At 61.8% G+C, this 19,914-nt stretch carries 17 protein-coding genes and 1 tRNA gene; 5 read left to right on the top strand and 13 right to left on the bottom strand.

Annotated features, from left to right (window positions below; all coding sequences use genetic code 11):
- Positions 1 to 78 precede the first annotated feature (78 nt).
- The 3 genes from WCZ84_RS07460 to fliD form a co-directional block, all read right to left on the bottom strand.
- The gene (locus WCZ84_RS07460) at positions 79 to 453 is read right to left on the bottom strand and encodes a flagellar protein FliT (RefSeq protein ID WP_372685636.1); all 375 of its coding nucleotides are present in this window, start codon (positions 451 to 453) and stop codon (positions 79 to 81) included.
- 1 nt (position 454) lies between these two features.
- Positions 455 to 907, bottom strand: a complete 453-nt coding sequence (gene fliS / locus WCZ84_RS07455) for a flagellar export chaperone FliS (RefSeq protein ID WP_372685635.1) — start codon at positions 905 to 907, stop codon at positions 455 to 457.
- 69 nt (positions 908 to 976) lie between these two features.
- A complete protein-coding gene (fliD, locus tag WCZ84_RS07450; protein WP_372685634.1) occupies positions 977 to 2,359 on the bottom strand; it encodes a flagellar filament capping protein FliD in 1,383 nt (460 codons plus the stop codon).
- Positions 2,360 to 2,508: 149 nt separating this feature from the next.
- Between fliD and fliA the strand changes: the two genes are divergently transcribed.
- The gene (fliA, locus tag WCZ84_RS07445) at positions 2,509 to 3,351 is read left to right on the top strand and encodes an RNA polymerase sigma factor FliA (RefSeq protein WP_372685633.1); all 843 of its coding nucleotides are present in this window, start codon (positions 2,509 to 2,511) and stop codon (positions 3,349 to 3,351) included.
- 23 nt (positions 3,352 to 3,374) lie between these two features.
- Here fliA and WCZ84_RS07440 read toward each other — a convergent pair whose 3' ends face one another.
- Positions 3,375 to 4,673 (bottom strand): EAL and HDOD domain-containing protein, encoded by a 1,299-nt coding sequence (locus tag WCZ84_RS07440; RefSeq protein WP_372685632.1) that lies wholly within the window; start codon positions 4,671 to 4,673, stop codon positions 3,375 to 3,377.
- A gap of 143 nt (positions 4,674 to 4,816) precedes the next feature.
- On the opposite strand from WCZ84_RS07440, the gene pncB reads away from it, so the two are divergent.
- The gene (gene pncB, locus WCZ84_RS07435) at positions 4,817 to 6,019 is read left to right on the top strand and encodes a nicotinate phosphoribosyltransferase (RefSeq protein WP_372685631.1); all 1,203 of its coding nucleotides are present in this window, start codon (positions 4,817 to 4,819) and stop codon (positions 6,017 to 6,019) included.
- 26 nt (positions 6,020 to 6,045) lie between these two features.
- Positions 6,046 to 7,074 (top strand): hydroxyacid dehydrogenase, encoded by a 1,029-nt coding sequence (locus WCZ84_RS07430; protein ID WP_372685630.1) that lies wholly within the window; start codon positions 6,046 to 6,048, stop codon positions 7,072 to 7,074.
- Positions 7,075 to 7,165: 91 nt separating this feature from the next.
- On the opposite strand, the gene WCZ84_RS07425 is transcribed toward WCZ84_RS07430, so the two are convergent.
- From WCZ84_RS07425 to WCZ84_RS07405, 5 genes are all read right to left on the bottom strand, one after another.
- On the bottom strand, positions 7,166 to 8,824 hold the full coding sequence (locus WCZ84_RS07425; RefSeq protein WP_372685629.1) for a TRAP transporter large permease subunit: 1,659 nt from the start codon (positions 8,822 to 8,824) through the stop codon (positions 7,166 to 7,168).
- Between the two features lie 6 nt (positions 8,825 to 8,830).
- Positions 8,831 to 9,418, bottom strand: a complete 588-nt coding sequence (locus WCZ84_RS07420) for a TRAP transporter small permease subunit (RefSeq protein WP_372685628.1) — start codon at positions 9,416 to 9,418, stop codon at positions 8,831 to 8,833.
- Positions 9,419 to 9,503: 85 nt separating this feature from the next.
- Positions 9,504 to 10,610 (bottom strand): TRAP transporter substrate-binding protein, encoded by a 1,107-nt coding sequence (locus tag WCZ84_RS07415; protein WP_372685627.1) that lies wholly within the window; start codon positions 10,608 to 10,610, stop codon positions 9,504 to 9,506.
- Positions 10,611 to 10,649: 39 nt separating this feature from the next.
- Complete coding sequence (locus WCZ84_RS07410; RefSeq protein ID WP_372685626.1) at positions 10,650 to 11,648, bottom strand: ketopantoate reductase family protein; 999 nt, start codon at positions 11,646 to 11,648, stop codon at positions 10,650 to 10,652.
- Positions 11,649 to 11,706: 58 nt separating this feature from the next.
- Positions 11,707 to 12,870 carry an iron-containing alcohol dehydrogenase gene (locus tag WCZ84_RS07405; protein ID WP_372685625.1) on the bottom strand — a complete coding sequence of 388 codons (1,164 nt, stop codon included), beginning with the start codon at positions 12,868 to 12,870 and terminating at the stop codon, positions 11,707 to 11,709.
- A 228-nt stretch (positions 12,871 to 13,098) separates the two neighbouring features.
- Here WCZ84_RS07405 and WCZ84_RS07400 point away from each other — a divergent pair, with 228 nt between their 5' ends.
- On the top strand, positions 13,099 to 13,479 hold the full coding sequence (locus WCZ84_RS07400; protein ID WP_372685624.1) for an RNA-binding S4 domain-containing protein: 381 nt from the start codon (positions 13,099 to 13,101) through the stop codon (positions 13,477 to 13,479).
- 211 nt (positions 13,480 to 13,690) lie between these two features.
- Here WCZ84_RS07400 and WCZ84_RS07395 read toward each other — a convergent pair.
- From WCZ84_RS07395 to WCZ84_RS07380, 4 genes are all read right to left on the bottom strand, one after another.
- Positions 13,691 to 13,766 (bottom strand) — tRNA-Asn (locus tag WCZ84_RS07395).
- An 84-nt stretch (positions 13,767 to 13,850) separates the two neighbouring features.
- Positions 13,851 to 15,020: a DUF3734 domain-containing protein gene (locus tag WCZ84_RS07390; RefSeq protein ID WP_372685623.1), complete on the bottom strand. Its 1,170-nt coding sequence runs from the start codon at positions 15,018 to 15,020 to the stop codon at positions 13,851 to 13,853.
- A 24-nt stretch (positions 15,021 to 15,044) separates the two neighbouring features.
- Positions 15,045 to 15,428, bottom strand: coding sequence for a SirB2 family protein (locus tag WCZ84_RS07385; protein ID WP_372685622.1), 384 nt, complete (start codon positions 15,426 to 15,428; stop codon positions 15,045 to 15,047).
- A gap of 96 nt (positions 15,429 to 15,524) precedes the next feature.
- Entirely contained in the window at positions 15,525 to 17,312 is a 1,788-nt protein-coding gene (locus WCZ84_RS07380; protein ID WP_372685621.1) for an ABC transporter ATP-binding protein/permease, read from the bottom strand.
- 318 nt (positions 17,313 to 17,630) lie between these two features.
- Between WCZ84_RS07380 and WCZ84_RS07375 the strand changes: the two genes are divergently transcribed.
- A complete protein-coding gene (locus WCZ84_RS07375) occupies positions 17,631 to 19,904 on the top strand; it encodes a nitric-oxide reductase large subunit (RefSeq protein ID WP_372685620.1) in 2,274 nt (757 codons plus the stop codon).
- The last annotated feature ends 10 nt before the right edge of the window (positions 19,905 to 19,914 follow it).

Below are 19,914 nucleotides of genomic sequence, written 5' to 3'. Positions count from 1 at the left end.
GACAGCGGATGCCCCAGCAGGGCATCGAGCCGTTGGATCAGAAGCGTACCGAGGTTGGATGGGCCCGCCATGGGGGACTCAGGCAAGAGGGGTTGGCTGCGGGGCGCCATACTGGCGCAGCAAGCTCTTTTTGCGCCGATCGTGCCCCAGCAGATGACCGAGACGGGCGATCTCCGGATTGAGCAACGCGCGCAGCCGGGCATCGTGTTCCAGTGTCCGGTGCAGCAGGCGCCGGGTTTGATGCTGGTTGGCGGGTGCCGTGGAAGGCAGGTCTTTCAGATCGTGGACGGCTTCGGCATAGTGCCCGTAGACGCCGAGAAGGTCGTCCCATTGGTAGGTACGCGCCAGGCTGAGCATCTTGCCGGACAGCAGGGCGATGTTCTGGTATTGGAGCAGCGTTCGGGCCTCGGGTATGGGAGACGATGGGGCGCTGGCGTGTGTCGGGGAATTCATGTCAGGTGACCTGTTGGCTGTTGAGCAAGGGCGTGAGCCCCTGGTATTCGGGGTCGATGGCGCTCTGCCAGGCTTGGGCAATGGGGCTCAGGGCGTTCTCGGCCGTCTCGAGGTGTTCTACGCTGCCGTGCAGGTTGGCCAGCATCAGGTGGCGGATGATGAGGTCGTAGCTGGCCCTGAGTGAAAGGGCCAGTTCACCGCCGCGGTCGGTATCCACACTGGCCTTGAGGCCCGATTCAAGAATGTCGATCGCCCTGGATATGGCCATGCCGCGGGCCTGCGTTTCGCTGCGGTGCATATGGTGCCGTGCGCGCCGGATTGCGCTGAGGGCGGCGCGCAGCAACAAGGAAACCAGGCGCTGCGGGGAGGCCCCGAGGACTTCGGTTTCAAGGCCGATCTGTTGGTAGCTGCGGCTGGCGCGCTGGGTGGGCCGGTAGGAAAAGGTGTTGGGCATGGGTCTCGTTCTCTGTGGCGGTGTGGACATGCTCGGCCCCAGGGGGGCGGGCGGTGGGCATGGCGGGCGTCAGCGGTTGGATGACTGGATCGTGCCGAGCGCATCCAGTTGCTGGGTCAGATAGCTGCTGAGTGAATTCATCTCGGCCACCATGCGATCCAGGGCCACGAACTGCCGCCGGTAGGTTTCCATGCGCTGATCGATGCGGGCCGATGCCTGCTGGTATTGCGCCTGAATGGCGCTGATCTGACGGTCCAGGCTTCTGGACGACTGATTGATCAGGCCGTCTTCGCCGACGAAAGCGCGTATCGTGTCGTTGACCTGCGCGGCCAGGCCTGTGGGCCCAGTGAAAAGAGCCTGGACGGCTGGCTTGTGTTCGGCCAGGACCTGGCCCAGCTTTTGTGGGTCCAGGCGCAGTTCGCCCGTGGCCGGATCGGTTGTGATGCCCAGCGCGCCGAGGCTGAATTCTGAGGCGCCCAGCGCTGTGTCGAGGGTTTTGCGCACCTGGGCCTGCACCGAGCGGGCCAGCGCATCGCCCGTTAGGACGTGTGCCTGGCCTTTTTGCGCGTCATAGGCGCTGAGTTGGCGCAAGGTGCGTTGCAGCCCGTTGTAGCCATCGACAAAGGCCTGGATGGCCTGTTCGGCCCGCCCGTGATCGGGCGCCAGGGTCAAGGTGTCGGTGCCTGGGCTGGGGCGGGCCAGAGTGAGCGTCAGGCCGTCGATCACGTTCTCTAGGGTGTTGGAGGGGCTGTGGACCATGACGCCGTTGAACTCTATCAAGGCATCTTGAGCCGCCCGCACGATGACGCCTTCGTCGGGTTGTGCGGCATCGAAGTCGAGCAGAGCGGCCAAGGTTTCGTTGCCTTCTATTGAAATCTGGCTGACGGCTGCCTGCGTGCCGGTCTGGCGCGTGCTGAGCAGGAGTTGATGCGGCGCATCGCCGCCTTGGTTGAGGATTGTTGCCTGGAGGCCCGCATCCGGATCGGCATTCAGGGCGGCGACCACGGATTTGAGCGTCGCCGGCTGATCGGGATCGAGGTCGACGCCGTAGGAGGCCCCACTGGCGAGCGTGATGTGGATGCGCCCGCCCACGCCCAGTTCGGTGTCGCGTTCGGCGATGCCGGGCAGGGCGATGCTTTGATGACGGGCAATTTGCACCACGTGCACCGCATATTGGCCGGGCGTGGCCTGACCAACGGCCCGGGCCTCGAATGCTTCCGATGGGTTGTGGACCCGGATCGCCTCGAAGCTGTCGATTTGGCCGACTTCCTGGGATGCCTGTTGAAAGGCCACCAGCGCGCTTTTCAGTTGGCCGTAGGCGGACAGGCGCGTCTGGGCCTGATCGGCGCGGGTCTGGATGAGGGCCAGCGCCTGCCGTTCGTTGGTACGCAGGTTGTTGAGCAGGTCATCCAGGGGCAAACCGGAGAGGCCCAGCGAAGAAATGGTAGCCATGGGGACACCTTTCAGATTTCAGGAGGGTATATCTATATATACGGCTGTTTATTCTGATTCTTTAGGAAAAAATTCGAACGCCGAATTTGCCGGGGAAATCCCTGCTGATCCAGGGTATGGATTTGAGGGCTTGCGGGCATACTGGTCCAATGAAAGCATCCGTTGGCTCCGAGAGCGAGGCCCCCGCTGCGGGCGCCCGCGAAAAGCGTCGTGCCCGGCAAGCAGTGGCCCAGGCAGCCGGGCAGTCGGTCGAGACCCTGGTCGAGCAGTATGCGCCAGTGGTTCGTCGCCAGGCGCTGATACTGGCTGCCCGGGTGACGCCGAACATCGACCTCGATGATCTGATTCAAGCCGGGATGCTTGGCTTGCTGACGGCCGCCCGGCGTCAGCTCGATACGCCGCAGCCCAACTTCGAGGCCTACATGAAGGTGTGCGTTCAGGGCGCGATGATCGATGTCATGCGCGAGACGGACTGGCTGCCGCGCAGCGTGCGCAGCAAGGCGCGAAAGATCGAAGCAACGATGGTCGAATTGCATCAGGCCCTGGGCCGGGCGCCATCCGAAGCCGAGACCGCGCAGGCCATGGCGCTCAGCATCGAAGAATACCACCGGCTGCTGGAGTCGGCGCAGGGCGTTCAGGTGGTGTTTTATGAAGACATCGAGCCCAGCGAGGACACTTTCGAGGTCGAAGAATCCATTTTGGCCGACACACAACCCAGCCTGGGCCTGAACCCGTCCGACACCGTCATGCGGATGCGCTTGCGCGACGCATTGATCAAAGCCATCGAAGACTTGCCAGAGCAGGAAAAGCGCTTGCTATCGCTGCAATTCGACCATGCGCTGAATCAGAAAGAGATCGCGGTGGCCATGGATCTGAGCCCCGGGCGGGTGTCTCAGGTGCGCAATCAGGCCATCATACGGTTACGCGCTTCATTGGCCCGGTGCGGCTGGAATCCGCACGAACCGCTGGCCGACTACACCGGTTTGCTTTAGCGCCGGGTCTGGCGCGCAACGGATCAGTGTTTCGGCCCGCCTGGCGGGTTCTGGCCGTCGGGTACCGGCCCGTAGTCTTCCACCATGTGCAGGGTTTGGGTGGTTTGTGTCTGGCTTTCGAGCCACGTCTGGTTGTAGAGATCGATCTGCTCTGGGGACCAGCTTTGCGTGTCGGCGTTTTCGAAGTCCAGGACCGTGGCCAGCAGATGGCCCAGTTGCCCTTCGCGCGAGAGTACCGCTTGTACGATTTCCCGGGATAGCGCCAGTTTGCCCAGCAATTGCTCGAGCGGCTGGCCCAGCAGATCGCCCATCATGGACAGCAGGCCGGTCAGGAACGCGGAGTCTGAATGCCCGCCCTGCTGAGAGGCGGCCAATTGCTCGCACATGCTGGCTCGTGTCAGGGCCTGGCTCATCAACAGTTTGCTGGCAGGCCCGTTATTGGCCAGCAGCAGGGTGATGGCCATGTTGCGCACCCGACGCAGGCCCAGGATCTGCACGGCCTGGAATACGTTCTTGATCTGGCCGTGGTAGTGAAAAACGGCAGAATTCACGTAACGCAGAAGCAGGAAGGTCAGTTGCGCGTCCTGCGTAATGATGCGCTCTATTTTTCGGGTATGGGTGTTCTGCCTTTGCAGCTCTGCCACGAGATGCAGCAGGGCCAGGTGATTGTTGCCCCGCAGCCCCGCGTTTTCCGCCCGTGTCTGTGCCTGGGCATAGAAATAGCCCTGAAAGAGCGTGAACCCCATGTGCCGCAGGCGTTCGAAGGTATCGTAGTCTTCGACTTTCTCGGCCAGCAGGGTGAGCCCGCGATCCTGGCATGTGACGACGGCGTCTGTGTCGAGCGGTTGCAGCAGGTCGAACTTGACGATGTCGGCGTAGTCCAGCAGCGGTTGGGTCTGTTCGTTGAGCACGAAATCGTCCAGTGCGATCTTGAACCCCAACGAGCGGATATGCTGCAGCGCATCCAGCACCTGGCGGTCGATGGTGACCGTTTCGAGTACTTCGACCACCAACTGCTGGGGGTCTGGCGGCAGAAGCTCGGGATTCAGCAGCCAGTGACGGGGCGTATTCAGGAATACCTGCCGCTTGCCCGACAGGTTCTCGAGGCCGATCTCGTAGAACGCCACGTGGCTGACGCGCGCGGTGGCGACCGCGGCCTGATCGGGGGTAATGGATGCCGATGTGGCCGAGGCGCTGCTTCGATACAGGATCTCGTCGGCAACGTGGTTGAGCTCGCCATCGCAAATTGGTTGCATCGCGATGCAGTATTTCAGCACGGACAAGTCACCCTCGATGTGGATGCAATCGACATGATAATCCACCAGTATATCGATTGCCGGCCAGTGTCGGCCATCAGTGTTTTTGCGAGCCTGGGCCCCCCTGCGACGCCGGACGTAGGATCGCTTGCATTGCAATGGCTGAAATCCGCTAAGATTGAGCGTTTAACGCTTCATCATTGCCTGGCATGCCGACCGCACCCTTTCAGCCTATCATCGAATCCCTTCTGGATACCGACCTGTATAAATTCACGATGTGGCAGGCGATGTTGCACCGTCATCCGTCTGCACAGGCCGAATACCGCTTCATTTGCCGCCAGCCGCCCGCGTTTCCGCTGGCCGAGCTGGCACCCGAAGTCGAACGGCAGATCGACGATCTGTGCACCTTGCGTTTTCGCCCAGACGAGCTGGATTACCTGAGATCCCTGCGGTATATCAAGTCTGATTTCGTCGATTTTCTTTCGCTGTTTCATTTCCAGCGCCACTTCATCCGCATCTACACCGAGGGCGAGTCTCTGCATATCGTGGCGCAAGGGCCGCAGGTGCACGTCATGGGGTTCGAAATTTTCGTGTTGGCCATCGTCAACGAGCTGTATTTCCGTCGGTTCCATTCAGCCGAGGTCTTTGCACAAGGGCGCCAGCGCCTGCAGTCCAAGATCGATATCCTGCAAGAATTTTCCCGAGAACCAGCCCGGCGGTTTCCGTTGCTGATTTCAGATTTTGGCCTGCGCAGGCGGTTTTCGAGGGCCTGGCAAACAGAGGTGTTGCAGACTTTGCGCGCCAGCGTGCCCCAGTACGTTACGGGCACGTCGAACGTCGCGCTGGCCAGGGCGCTGGACGTGGTCCCGGTCGGCATCATGGCCCACGAATACTTGCAATCGTATCAGGCCTTCGGTAAGGTGCGGCTGCGTGATTTTCAGCGCGCGGCACTGGAGGACTGGGTGCAGGAATATCGGGGCGACCTGGGGATCGCCCTGACCGACGTCGTCGGCATGAAGGCTTTTCTGGCTGATTTCGATCTGTACTTTGCCAAGCTCTTCGACGGCTTGCGGCATGATTCGGGCGACCCGATCGAATGGGGCGAGCAGGCCATCGCCCATTATCATGCCCTGCGCATCGATCCGGCGAGCAAGCGGTTCGTGTTTTCCGACGGGCTGGATCTGCCGCGCGCACTGGCGATCTACAGGCATTTTGCCGATCGGGTGCAGCCGGCCTTTGGCATCGGTACCCATCTGACCAACGACCTGGGGCCAGAGCCGCTCAACATCGTGATGAAATTGTTCCGCTGCAATGGCATGCCGACGGCCAAGTTACCCGACAGCCCCGGCAAGGAGCATTGTACGGACGCAACCTTTCTGGCGTATCTGCGCCAGGTCTTTGGGCGGGCCTGAGCAGGCCCGCAGCAGGAAAACATGCCATGAACCAGCCATCCAGGAAGGTGGTGCGGTTCGATCAGTGGATCGACCGCAGCTTTGACCGCATTTTGTCCGAGGCGCCGGGCGTGTCGCTGGACGTGGCCCGGATCGCGGACGGGGCGGTGGCCAATCGCGCACGCCTGGCGGCGGCCGACGTCTATCAGATTTCGTCGGTACGCGACGAGGTGCCTGCCGCCCTGCAGGTATCGGCCGAGCTGCTCGCGCAGTGCCCGCAACTATTGTGCGTGTCGACCACCGGCGCAGGCTATGACACCGTGGACGTGCAGGCGTGCAGCCACGCGGGGGTGCTTGTCGTGAACCAGGCGGGGGCCAATGCCAACTCGGTGGCCGAGCATGCCTTGTGCCTGATGCTGGCCGTCTCCCGGCGCATTGGTGAATGCGCCTGGCGCATGCGCCACGACACGGGTTACGCCCGCGAAGACCTGATGGGGCATGAGTTGCGGGGCAAGACCTTGGGCATTGTCGGGTTGGGCCACATCGGCCGCCTGACCGCGCGCATGGCCGCCGCATTCGGCATGCGGGTGATGGCTTGCGATCCTTATCTCGATGCCGCTGAAATCTCGGCGCGTGGCGCTGAAAAGGTCGGGTTGGCCGAACTGCTGGCCGTCGCCGACATCCTGTCGGTGCATTGTCCGCTGACCGCCGAGACCCGTGGCCTGTTCGATGCGTCGGCCTATGCCAGCATGAAACCGGGCGCGATATTCATATCCACCGCCCGTGGGGGGATTCACGATGAAAACGCCCTGCAGGCCGCCCTGGCGTCGGGCCACCTGGCGGGGGCGGGCCTGGATGTCTGGGAGACCGAGCCCCCCGCACACAGCCATCCGCTGCTGGCACTGCATAACGTCATCCCCAGCTACCACATCGCCGGGGTCACCCACGAGGCGCGTCGCAACGTGGCGACCATGGCTGCCGAGCAGATTCTGTGCCTCATGGCTGGTCAGCGTCCGGCCCGGATGATCAACCCCGAGGTCTGGCCCCGCGTGCTCGAACGCCTGGATCGTTCGTGATCATCCGGCGCCCGGCGCGTTCCCCGGGAAAGCGCCACGGCACGGGCGCGGGACGGCAAGGCGTGGCAGTTCAGTTCAAGGACGCGGCGGCTCAGTTCAGGTCGAGTGGCGCCAGGTCGAAGGTCGGATCCAGGCCCATGATCTCGATTTTCACCGTGTCCGGATCCACACCGGTGTGATCGTCGCTGACTGTGGCAAGGTTGGGGAAGGCGACCAGGATGGCCACCATGATGGCCTGCAGGACCACGAAGCTGACCCCGGCCTTGTAGATCTCCCCCGTCTTGATGCCCCGGATCCGCTTGCCGGTCACCCGGTCCGTGTAGTCCTTGGCCGGAGTCACAGAACGCATGAAGAACAGGGCGAAGCCAAAGGGCGGCGTCAGGTAGCTGGATTGCAGGTTGATTCCCAATATCACGCCGAACCAGATCAGGTCGATCCCCAGGGCGCTCGCCGCGGGTGCGAGCAAGGGAATCAGGATGAAGGCGATTTCAAAAAAATCCAGAAAACACCCCAGAAAGAATACGATCAGATTGACCAGGACCAGGAATCCGATCGTTCCGCCAGGGGTGAGCAGCAGGAGGTCTTCGACCCACTTGTGGCCGTCCACGCCATAGAACGTGAGCGAAAATACGCGTGAACCAATGAGGATGAACAGCACGAAGGCCGACAACCGGGCGGTGGAGTCGATGGCTTGGGAGAGCACGCCGAAATTGAGCCGCCGCTTGCTGAGGGCCAGCAACAAAGCCCCCGCAGCCCCCATGGCGCCGCCCTCGGTGGGGGTGGCAACCCCCAGGAAGATCGTGCCGAGCACCAGAAACACAAGCGCCAACGGGGGCACCAGGACGATGATCACCGCCTGGGCGATGTTCGAGAGCAGGCCGAACTTGTAGCGGCGATCCAGCAGGGCCACCAGGTAGCCGACGGCGAAACCCAGGGTGGCGCCGTAGATCTGGCGGTCTGTTTGCAGCATGTCCGGGTTCAGCATCCCCAGGGCGGTATAGAACCCGTAGCTGCCTACGACGATGGCCCCGAGCAGCACCAGCAGGGATGTGATGGCAATACGGCCGTCGGCTTCGGTCAGGTGTCTGGCTTCGGGTGGCAAAGCGGGCGCGATATGGGGGTTGATCAGGCTGCGCACGAACACGTAGAGTGCATACAGGCCGGTCAGGGAGAGCGCCGGAATGAGCGCGCCACGGTACATGTCGCCGACCGAGGCCCCCAGTTGGTCGGCCAACACGATCAGAATGATAGAGGGCGGGATGATCTGCGCCAGCGTACCCGACGCCATGATGACCCCAGTGGCCAGGTTTCTGTCGTACCCGTAGCGCAACATGATGGGCAGTGCGATCAGGCCCATGGAAATCACGGAGGCAGCCACGATCCCGGTGGTTGCGGCCAGCAATGCGCCCACGAAAATCACGGCATATCCCAGCCCGCCACGCACCGGGCCGAAGAGCTGGCCAATGGTGTCGATCAGGTCTTCGGCCATCCCGGATCGCTCGAGAATCGCGCCCATCAGCGTGAAAAAAGGGATGGCCAGCAATGTCTCGTTGGACATCACCGCCAGGACGCGGCCTGGTAGGGCACCCAGGAAGTTCGTGGTGAAGAGGTCCAGCTCGATGCCCGCCCAGGCAAAGAAGATACCCACCGCAGACAATGAAAAGGCAACCGGGTAGCCCAGCAAAAGAAACACGATCAGGCTGGCAAACATGATCGGCGCCATGTTTTCGATCAGGAAGGCAGTCAGCATGATGGGCTATCGGTCCTGAGAGGGAAGGCTTTCTTCGGCCAGGTCCATTTCGGGCCGATCAGGTGTGTCGGAGTTGAGTTCGGCGTCATCGAGTTGCCCTGCGAGCACGGCCACCCGCTTGATGATTTCGGAAAGGGCCTGTACGAACAGCAGGGCGAAGCCGACCAGAATGATCAGTTTGGCAGGCCATACCAGCAGCCCGCCCGCGTTGGCCGAACCTTCCCGCTGTTGGTACGATTCGAGCGCAAAAGGGATGCACTCGATGACCATCAGCACGGTCAGGGGCAGCAGGAAAAACAGGTGGCCGAACAGGTCGATCAGGTCGCGGGTGCGCTTGCTGAGACGGCTGGACAACAGGTCAATGCGGACATGGCCGTTTTTCAGCAAAGTGTAGGACGCGCACAGCATGAACACGGCACCAAACAGATACCATTGTGCGTCCAGCCAGGCATTTGAGCTGATTGAGAACACTTTGCGGACCACGGCGTTGGTCGCGCTGATCAGGACGGCCAGCAGCAGCAGCCAGCCACTGGTCTTGCCGATCCAGGTATTGACGGTGTCGATGGCCTGGCTGATTCTGAGTAGAAAGCCCATTCAGGCGGCTCCTGGTTGAGCGTCCGGATGAGCGGCGGGCGATGCCGGCCCACCCGGACGCAACATGGCAACGCGTCGTGGGGGCTTAGCCTTGTTGGCGCAGTTGGCGGTTGATCACGCTGTCATAGGCGTATTCGGATACTTGATTCCAGAGCGCGGCATCTTTCTGGAATGCCTTCTGGCTGAGATAGAGTTTCTTGAATTCGGGATTGGTGTCCGCGAGTTCTTCGTAGAGTTCCATCGTCGCCTTGTAGGCAGCATCCAGGACCTCGGGTGGGAAGGCGTGGAGCTTGACGCCCGATGCCACCAGCTTGCGCAGGACGGGTGGGTTGACGACGTCATAGCGGGCGATGCTGTCGATATTGGCCTCGGCTGCGCAGGACTTCAGAATGGCTTGGTAGTGCTTCGGGAGTTTGTCCCACTCGGCGGTGTTGATGAAGAAGTGCTGCATCGAGGTGCCATCCCAGAATCCTGGATAGTAGTAATGCGGCGCCACTTTGTAGAGGCCCAGCTTTTCGTCGTCATAGGGGCCGTTGAACTCGGCGGCATCGATGGTGCCGCGCTCGAGTGCCGGATAGATGTCGCCCGCGCCGATCTGTTGCGGCACGACGCCGATCTTGACCAGCGCCTGGCCCCCCAGGCCGGAGAGGCGGAATTTCAGCCCTTTGAGATCGTCCAGCGATTTGATTTCATTGCGAAACCAGCCGCCCATTTGGGTCGTGGTGTTACCGCCCGGCAAAGCGACGATGTTGTATTTGCGATAGAAGTCTTCCAGCAGCTGTTTGCCTTCGCCGTGGTAGGCCCAGGCGTTCTGCTGGCGGGTGTCCAGCATGAATGGCGCATGCGTGCCGAACGCAAAGGCGGGGTCCTTGCCCGTGTAGTAGTACGAGGCCGAGTGGCACATCTGCACGGTGTTGTTTGATGCGGCATCGAAGGCCTGGCCGCCCGGCACGATTTCCCCGGCTGCAAAGACTTGAATCTGGAATTTGTTGTCAGTGGCGGCCGCGACGGCATCCGAGAGCACTTCGGCGCAACCGTAAAGAATGTCCAGGTTTTTCGGGAAGCTGGACGTACAGCGCCAGCGTATGACTTCGTTACCTTGCGCGAGGGCGGGCGTACCGATGGCCGCCAGGCCGCCGACGCCGGCTGCCGATGCGACAGCTTTGTTGAGGAAGGAACGGCGGGTGGTCATGTGAGTCTCCTTTTGGTGGTGTACCGCGGATTTGCGGCTTCAGTGGACTTTCAGGCTCCGGTCCAGCCCGCGTACCAGCGGCAGGATCCGATCCAGGGTGGGGCAGGGCACGCCGGCTTCGACGGCGAGTGCCTGAGCCTGCCCCAGGATGGCTTCGACCTCGAGGGCGCGTCCCGCGAGGACGTCTTGCAGCATGGAGGGTCGCAACCCCTTGACAGCCGGGGCGCCACCCTCGGAACCGCCCCGGCGCAATTGTTCCCGAGCCGCGTCGCGATGGCTGTCGAGGCGGCAACCCTGGCTCGAGGCGATGGCGATGATTTCATCGATGAGGGCATCGGCCAGGGCCAGGAGCTCGGGATCTTCAGCCAACCCATCGACGGGCAGGCGGGTCAGGGCGCACAAGGAGTTGAGCGAGGCGTTGCGCAGCAATTTGGCCCAGATTTCGGTCCGTATCTCGGTGCTGGCCTCTGCCTGCACGCCACTGTTGCGCAACAGGGCGACGATCCCGGCCAGGCGTTCGCTGTTCGAGGCGTCTGATTCGCCCAGCACCCATCGATTATTGCCCAGGTGGCGCACGACCCCCGGGGCGATCACTTCGTTGGCCGAATAAACGACGCAGCTGAGCGCCTGGCCCGGGGTGACCAGGCTCCAAAGCCGGCCATCGGGATCCAGCAGCGGCAACGCGGCGGGCTGCGCGGTTCCGTATTTCCACCACCAGGGTATGCCGTTGGCGGCAAAGACCGCGCAGCCGCCGTCGCGTATCAGGTGGCGGATGGCAGGCGCTGCACCGGGTTGCGCCATGACTTTGAGCGTGACGAGCACGACATCTTGTGTCGGCAGGTCATGGGGCTGGTCTGTGAGGTGCGCGGGCCGCACCGTGATTGTTTCATCGGGCGCTTCGAGACGAATACCCTGGCGTCGAATGGCCTGAAGCTGGGAGCCCCGGGCAATCACGCTGAGATGGGCCTCGTTGGCCTGGCCGATCCGGGCAGCCAGATAACTGCCTACGGCGCCGGCCCCGAAAATACATACTTTCATGACAGGCTGTGGTGTTTTTGGACGCGATGGGCCAAGCGCGGGCGGCCGTCGTTGCGTTTCATACCGCACCGGACAGCGCCTGGCTCAACAGTAGTCGCATGCCTTCGCGGTTGGGTGTGCGCGGGTTGACGGGAATATTGCCAGAGGTCAGGGCCTCGTCGATGAGGGTGTCGAAGTGCGGCTCGGTGACGCCAAAATCGGCCAATGTCTGGGTCAGGCCGATGTCCCTCTTGAGCCCCTGTACCGCAGAGACCGCACGTTCGGCAGCGGCGCGTTCGCTGATGCCGTGCGTGTCTTCCCCGAGAAGCCGGGCCACCCGGGCGTAGCCTGCTACATTGGCGGGCACATTGTACTGCATGACGGGCGTGAGCATGATGGCATTGACCAGGCCATGCGGTATGTGAAAGCGATTGCCCAGCGGCAGTGCAAACGCGTGGGCGAGGCCCAGCCGAATGCGGTTGAAGGCCAGGCCCGCCAACGTACTGCCGACCAGCATCTGGCTGCGGGCCTCGAGATCGTCGCCCCGCAGGACGGCATGGCGCAGGTGGGCACCGATCAGTTCGATGGCCTTTTCAGCCTGGGCGGCTGCCAGTGGGTGGCACGCTTTGTTGACCAAGGACTCGATGGCATGCGTCAGGGCATCCATGCCCGTGGCCGCTGTGACGGCCGGCGGCAGGCCCAGCGAGAGTTCAGGGTCGAGCAGGGCGATGCGGGCGCTATTGTTTTCGCTGCCTATGTTGACTTTGCGGTTGTTTTCGGAATCCGACAGAACGGACCAGACGGTGACCTCGCTGCCGGTGCCCGCTGTCGTGGGAATCGCGATGACAGGGGCCGCCCGGGTCGGGATCTGATCGACGCCGAAGTAATCGCTGATGTCCCCGGTATTGGACAGCATGGTGCCAATGGCTTTGGCGACGTCCATGACACTGCCGCCCCCCAGGCCAATGACCCCGTTGCATGCCTGGGCGCGCGCGAGTTCTGCGCCCTGGCGTACCGAGCGGACGTCAGGATCGCTTTCGATGTCGGAGAAAACCGTATGGGGAATTTGGGCGGCCGCCAGAACGCGGGTTACGCGCTCGACGAGCCCGGCCTGCACGATCCCTGGATCGCAGGCGAGCAGGGCGTGCTGGATGCCTGCCGCACGCACGAGATCGGGCAACTGCGCCAGTGCGCCGGAGCCAAAGTGAATGTGTGTCGGGTTGTGATAGATAAACTGCATCATGGCTGTGCAAAGGCGTGCGGATGGGTGGATTCGGGACAAGGGCTCGTCATGCACAGGATCATAAGCATATAGGCGTAAACTTGTCAGCGTTTCTGGGGCGAATGCACCGAGGATGGTATTGGACGCAGGTGTGGGTGGCAAATTGGTAGTTCAACCTATATCATTTAAGTGAATACGGTCTATCAAAAAATATAACACCGACCGACTTGGGAAGGGCAGGTTTGTGTCATGGAGCGCATGCGGCTAGACAAATGGTTATGGGCGGCCCGCTTTTTCAAGACCCGAAGCCTTGCGGTGCAGGCGATCACGGCAGGGCGGGTACTGGTCAACGACCAGGCCAGCAAGCCGGCGCGCGAGGTCACCATGGGCGACGCCATATCGGTGCACAAACCGGGCTTTGATGTCACCGTGCAGGTGAGGGGCCTGAGCCCGGTGCGCGGGCCCGCACCCAAAGCGGCCCTGCTGTACGCTGAAACCGTGGAAAGCAAGGCGCGGCGCGAGCGTCTGGCCGAACAGAAGCGCCTGGCGCCGGAACCGGGCTGGGAATATGAGGCTGGCCGCCCTACCAAACGCGACCGGCGCAAGATGGATGAGTGGCGCGGGCGCTGAATTGCGCGAAGCAGATGCCGCCATTGGGGCCGATACCGTTGTCACCCTGTCGGCGGCACAACTTCATCTGCAAGGGATGACTGAACAGGATCGCAGGCGTGTGCCGGCGTATCCGGCCTCCGCAATACGGGCAGGGCGGTTAGCCGTGATTGATCATCCCATACGATCAAAAATAAAGGGCTTCAGAATCACCCGAAACCCTTGATTTTCTTGGCTCCCCGAACAGGGCTCGAACCTGTGACCTGCGGATTAACAGTCCGTCGCTCTACCGACTGAGCTATCGGGGACCAGCGAAGAAGCGAAACTATACCATGGATTTTTTGTGCTGTGCAATACGCGCCCAGGCCCGCCGGGCCCGTGCTCGCTATATCTCATGCGGGTACTCTGCGGTGTATGTCGTGTGTGACGAAGCCTTCGGCGTTTTCTGGCATGTCGAGATAATGAGGCTGGGCCAGCGTGTTGCGGATATCCTGCAAGCCACTGTTCCAGTGTTCGCGCATGATGTTCGGCCCGAACTGGAAATCGCGGAAATGCTGTTCGTAGGGCTTGTCCTGGTAGATCAGGTGGATGATGTTGCTGCGCTTGTTGCAGGCCAGTTTGGCGGCCTCCCGGTACAGCGGATCGGTTGTGCGTTCTGCCTCGGGCAGGCGGTCGAGCAGCCGGCGCAGGAGGCGTTGCGTCTTGCGATGGTGGTGCACCCCGTCGGTGACCCAACGGGTCCGGCTGGAGTAGCGGATGTCTTGGATGCGGTCGTTGATTTCGCTTAGGTTGTGGGGCACGCGCCCCCGCGCTGACCACAGGTCGACCTGAAAGACCAGGGTGTCCGAATTCAGGTTGCGTTCCAGGATCCAGGACAAGGGGGTATTGGATACCAGGCCGCCGTCCCAGTAGTACTCGCCCTCGATTTCAATGGCCGGGAAACCGGGTGGCAAGGCCCCAGAAGCCATGAAGTGCTCGGGCCCGAGCCGCGTGGAGCGATTGTCGAAACAGACGAGGTTCCCGGTACGTACGTTGACGGCCCCGATAGAGACATGGAGGCCGGCCTCATTGATCCGGTCGAAGTCGCAGAGGGATTCCAGCGTGGTCTTCAGCGGACGGGTATCGTAATAACCGACACAGGCCGGATCCTGCTCATCGAAGGGTGACGGCGCCGGGATCCGCGGCATGAAGAATCCCTGCTGACCGACCAGCAGTGCGCTGCCGGCATGCAGCGTGCCCAGGAACCGCCGGGCCAGGTCGTTCGTTTGGTACAGGCTGGCCAGCAGCACCGGGTTGGCCAGCGGGCCAATGTTGGGCTGACAGATCGTGTTCCAGAACTCATGCAGGCGGTCTACCCGCTTGTCGGGGGCGTTTCCGGCAATCAACGCGACATTGAGGGCGCCGATGGAAATACCCGCCAGATCGGTCAGGCCGAGGCCGGCCTCGGCCAGGCCCTGGTAGACGCCTGCCTGATAGGCACCCAGCGCCCCTCCGCCCTGGAGCACCAGGGCGCGGGTCTCGTACGCTTCGTGTTTGTGCGCAGTCGATGTCGGTGAGTGCATGGTGGGCCGCCGTTGCGTCGTGGGCTACCAGACAAACCAGGAAGCCGGGTTTTTCGTGAGGGCAACGCCGACGATGTAGATGAAGACCCCCACGGCAATGATGGCGGCCAGCAAGCGGCTGCGCGGGGTGCGCCCGCGTTTGATGGCGATGGTGCCGACCCCAATGTATACGATGAGCAGTACGATCTTCGTCAATATCCACGGTTGTTCCGGCCCGATCATGGCGGCCAGGATCACCCCGCAGACGAGCAGTACCGTGTCGATGACGTGCGGCAGGATGCGTACGACCCGGTTCTTCAGGTGCTGGGAGCCGATGACCGCCCAGTAGGCGCGCAGCACGAACAGCAGGATGCTGAGCACCACGGCGGTCACGTGGAGGTGCTTGATCGGAAAATAAAAAGCGGACATTGTATGGGGCTGAAACGGAAACAAGCGGGGCGGGGCCGCAGGATCAGTGTACCGCATGGCGGCCATCCGGCAGGGATCGAACCTGCCGCGCTCCGGTCAGATCGGCTGCAGCTGCCAGCCGCCTTGTTGGCCGGACAGCACCAGTTCGATGCCATGATGTGAGCGCAGGGTGCTGCGGTGCCCCACGCTGACGAGACGGGTATCCGGCAGTTGCTGACGTAGCAGGCGGTACATGGCGTGCTCCAGGCCTTCATCCATCGCCGAGGTCGCCTCGTCTAGAAAGGCGGCCTGTGGTTGGGCGATGAGCAGGCGGCCAAAGGCCAGACGCTGTTGCTCGCCCAAAGAAAGAATGCGGCTCCAGTCATCTACCACATCGAGCTTGTCAGATAAATGCCCGAGTTGAACTTGTTCGAGTATGGCCTCGTCCTGCCCGGCCGGCACGTCGTCGGCCGCCTGGGGGTAGTGCAATGCCTGACGCAGGGAACCCAGCGGCAAATAGGGTTTCTGGGCGAGGAACAGACTGGCCTGGTCTGGCCGGATGATTTCGCCCGTACTGTGTGGCCAGATTCCGGCAATGGTACGCAGCAGGGTGGTTTTGCCCGAGCCCGAGGGGCCGCGCACCAGCAGGGCCTGGCCCGACTCGACCTCGAGGTTGAGATCCTTGATGAGCGTATGCCCGTCAGGGCGACAAACGTTGACCTGATTGAGCGCCAGCCGGGATCCTTCCTCTCGGGTGTGGGGCAGGGGCAGCTGGCGTACCTGATCGATGACATCGTCGAAGCCGGTCAGCCGGTCCAGGGTAGCGCGATAGGTGGCGAAGCTGTCGTAGACGTTACGGAAGAACGACAGGTTGTCTTGCAGGCGGCCGAATGCCTGGGCGGTCTGGATCAGGTCGCCCAGGCTGATCTGCTTGGAAAAAAACCGGGCCGCCTGGATGATGAACGGAAATACCACAGCGGTCTGGGTGACCACGAAGTTGAAACCGAGGAATTTGAGCGAACGGTAGATGATGTCCCACGCGTTGCCGATGACTTCGGCAAACCAGTGCCGCAGGGTCCGCCCTTCGACGGGTTCGCCCCGATAGAATGCGATGCTTTCGGCGTATTCGCGGATGCGCACCAGCGCATAGCGGTAATCGGCATTCAGTTTTTCATTCAGGAAATTCAGGCGGATCAGCGGCTTGCCGATCCAGATGGCCAGCAGGGTCGCCACGAATACGTAAATGAAGACCAGGAACACCATGGCCCGTGGTATTTCATGGCCCAAAACGGTCATCGGCCCAGACAGGTTCCAGAGGATCACCGTAAAAGCGATGGTCGACACCAGTGCGTTGATCAGGCCGACCGCCAGGCTCATCGAAGTCTGTGCAAAACTGGTGATGTCTTGTTGGATCCGCTGGTCCGGGTTGTCTGCCAGATGGCTAAGCGACTGGGACCGGTAGTAGGCCTGCTGGGCCATCCAGCGGGTCAGCAGATGTTCGTTGAGCCATTCGCGCCAGTGCACCACGAAGGCTTGCTGCACGTAGAAGTCGAACAGGGATCGGATCACGTGGATTGCCGCCAGAATGGCAAACAACAGCATGGCCGCCCAGAATCCGGCCGAGTCCAGGTTCTGCAGCGCGCTGTACATGGTGTTGTACCAATTGGAAAACAGCACATCCACTCGAACCGCGAACAGGGTCAGGAAGAGGATCAAGGCGACGCCGGCCAGCGGTTTCCAGCTGCGCCGCCAGGTGAAATAGGCGGCACTGAGCTGCCAGAATTGCCGTCCCCAGCGGGTATATCGCGTCAGGGCGATGCAGGCCCCCGCACCGACCAAGAGGGTCAAGGCATACGCCTTGACCAGCCACAGGCTGCTGTCGATCAGAATGTCTTGCCATTCCATGGGTTTTGAGGCGTCCGTTTGGGCTTGAAGGTGGCCGCCATGGATGGCGTCCGGCGCAGGCATTGTAGGTTGGATGGGCGGGTGCTGAAAAGGTTTCATTGCCGGCCGCCGCGCAAGGGCCGCGGGGCGGTGCTGCGAGGCCCCGCAGACGGCCCGCGACCGATTTTCAGAAACTTGAGCGGGCTGTTTGACGTATATCAGTATTTACCCTAGTAAAACGCTCAACTTACCGCGAGGCTTCGCCGATAATCCTGCCTGCGTGCGACGTCGAGGCGACGTCGCGTCAGAAACCTCGAGCGGCATGGGAAGGAGCGCTGTATGGGTGAATATCGAAGATTGTGGTGGACGCTGATCGGCGTTCTGGTTGTGGCTTTTGGCGTCCTGGGCTGGATGGGCAAGGAGGTCTATCATCAGGCGCCTCCCATTCCGGAGCAGGTGGCGACAGCCGATGGGCATGTCCTGATGACCCATGAGCAGATACTGGATGGCCAGAGCGCCTGGCAGAGCGCGGGTGGCATGACCGTAGGCTCGATCTGGGGCCACGGCGCCTATCAGGCGCCCGACTGGACCGCCGACTGGCTGCATCGCGAGTTGACCGCCTGGCTGGATCTCGCCGCGCAGGAACTGCATGGCCTGAACTTCGAACAGCTGGACCTGGATCAGCAGGCCTTGCTCGAGCGTCGGCTGAAGGAAGAATATCGCCGCAATTCATTTGACGCGGACACGGGGGTCGTCACCGTGACCACCCGGCGGGCCCGTGCCATGGCTGACACTGCGGCCTACTATGACAAATTGTTTGGCGATGATGCGTCCCAGCACGAAAGTCGCAAGCACTTTGCCATGAAAGAGGGTACGCTGCCGTCGGCCGAAGCTCGCGCGCGGCTGGCGGATTTTTTCTTCTGGACGGCCTGGGCGGCGGCGACCGAACGGCCCGGCAGTGCAGCCACCTACACCAATAATTGGCCGCACGAACCGCTTATCGATAACGTACCGACTGCGGAAAACATGATCTGGTCAGTGGTCAGCATCATTTTGCTGATTGCGGGCGTGGGCCTGTTGGTCTGGGCCTGGGCGTTCATGCGCAAGGACCACGCGGAGGATCCGGCGCCGGCGCGCGATCCGATTCTACAGATGCCGCTGACTGCGTCCCAGAGAGCGCTGGGCAAATACTTGTTTGTCGTGGTCGCCCTGTTTGTCACGCAAATCTTCATCGGCGGCTTTACCGCGCACTACACGGTGGAAGGGCAAACCTTCTATGGGATCAATGTTTCGGAATGGCTTCCTTATTCCCTCGTGCGCAGTTGGCACATTCAGGCGGCGCTGTTCTGGATCGCCACGGGATTCCTGGCCGCTGGCCTGTTTTTGGTGCCTATTCTCAATGGTGGCAAGGATCCCAAGCACCAAAAACTTGGGGTGGATATCCTGTTCTGGGCGCTGATCGTCGTGGTGATCGGGGCTTTTACCGGAAATTTCGTGGCGCTGGCGCATCTGATTCCAGCTGAATGGAATTTCTGGCTGGGGCACCAGGGCTACGAATACGTTGAATTGGGCCGCCTGTGGCAGATCGGCAAGTTCCTGGGCATCGTGTTCTGGCTGTTTCTGATGCTGCGGGGCATTGTGCCTGCTCTGCGGCAGAAAGGCGACAAGAACCTGCTCGCGCTGTTCAGTGCATCGGTCATCTGCATTGGCCTGTTTTATGGCGCGGGCTTGGCTTATGGAGAGAAGACGCATATCACCATCATGGAGTACTGGCGCTGGTGGGTCGTTCATCTGTGGGTGGAGGGCTTCTTCGAAGTGTTTGCCACGACGGCGCTGGCCTTCATCTTTGCCACGATGGGCCTGGTATCGAAAAAGGCGGCCACGACAGCCAGCCTGGCAGCGGCCGTGCTGTTCATGCTGGGCGGCACACCGGGGACCATGCACCACCTGTATTTTTCGGGCACCACCACGCCCATCATGGCGATCGGCGCCACCTTCAGTGCGCTCGAGGTCGTGCCCCTGGTCGTGCTGGGCTATGAGGCCTGGGAAAACTGGCGCCTCAAGGCGCGTGCGCCCTGGATGGAAAACCTGCACTGGCCGCTCAAGTTCTTCATTGCGGTCGCCTTCTGGAACATGCTGGGCGCCGGGGTATTTGGCTTCATGGTCAATCCGCCCATCGCCCTGTACTACATTCAGGGGCTGAACACCACGGCCGTGCATGCCCATGCGGCGCTCTTCGGCGTGTACGGTTTCCTGGCGCTGGGCTTTACCCTGTTCGTACTGCGCTACATTCGCCCGAACATGCAGTTCAACAATGGCCTGATGAACACGGCGTTCTGGTCCATGAATATCGGCTTGGTCATGATGATCGTATTGAGCCTGCTGCCGATCGGTCTGATGCAGTTCCATGCGAGTTTCAGCGTGGGCACCTGGTGGGCGCGCAGCGAGACTTTCATGCAGCAGGACATCCTGCAGACCCTGCGTTGGGCCCGGACGTTCGGCGACGTGGTCTTCATCGTGGGCGGCCTGGGCGTGATGTGGCAAGTGGTCACGGCACTGCTGGGCAGCCAGTCCGCCTCGGCGGATGCCCGTCTGGCGACACAGCGGGGCTGAACTGAAGGTT

This window comes from Castellaniella sp. (assembly GCF_041675725.1).
In the GTDB taxonomy this organism is placed as follows: Bacteria; Pseudomonadota; Gammaproteobacteria; order Burkholderiales; family Burkholderiaceae_B; genus Castellaniella.
Note: the sequence above shows the minus strand (reverse complement) of the source record. Positions and strands in the feature narration are given on the sequence as shown.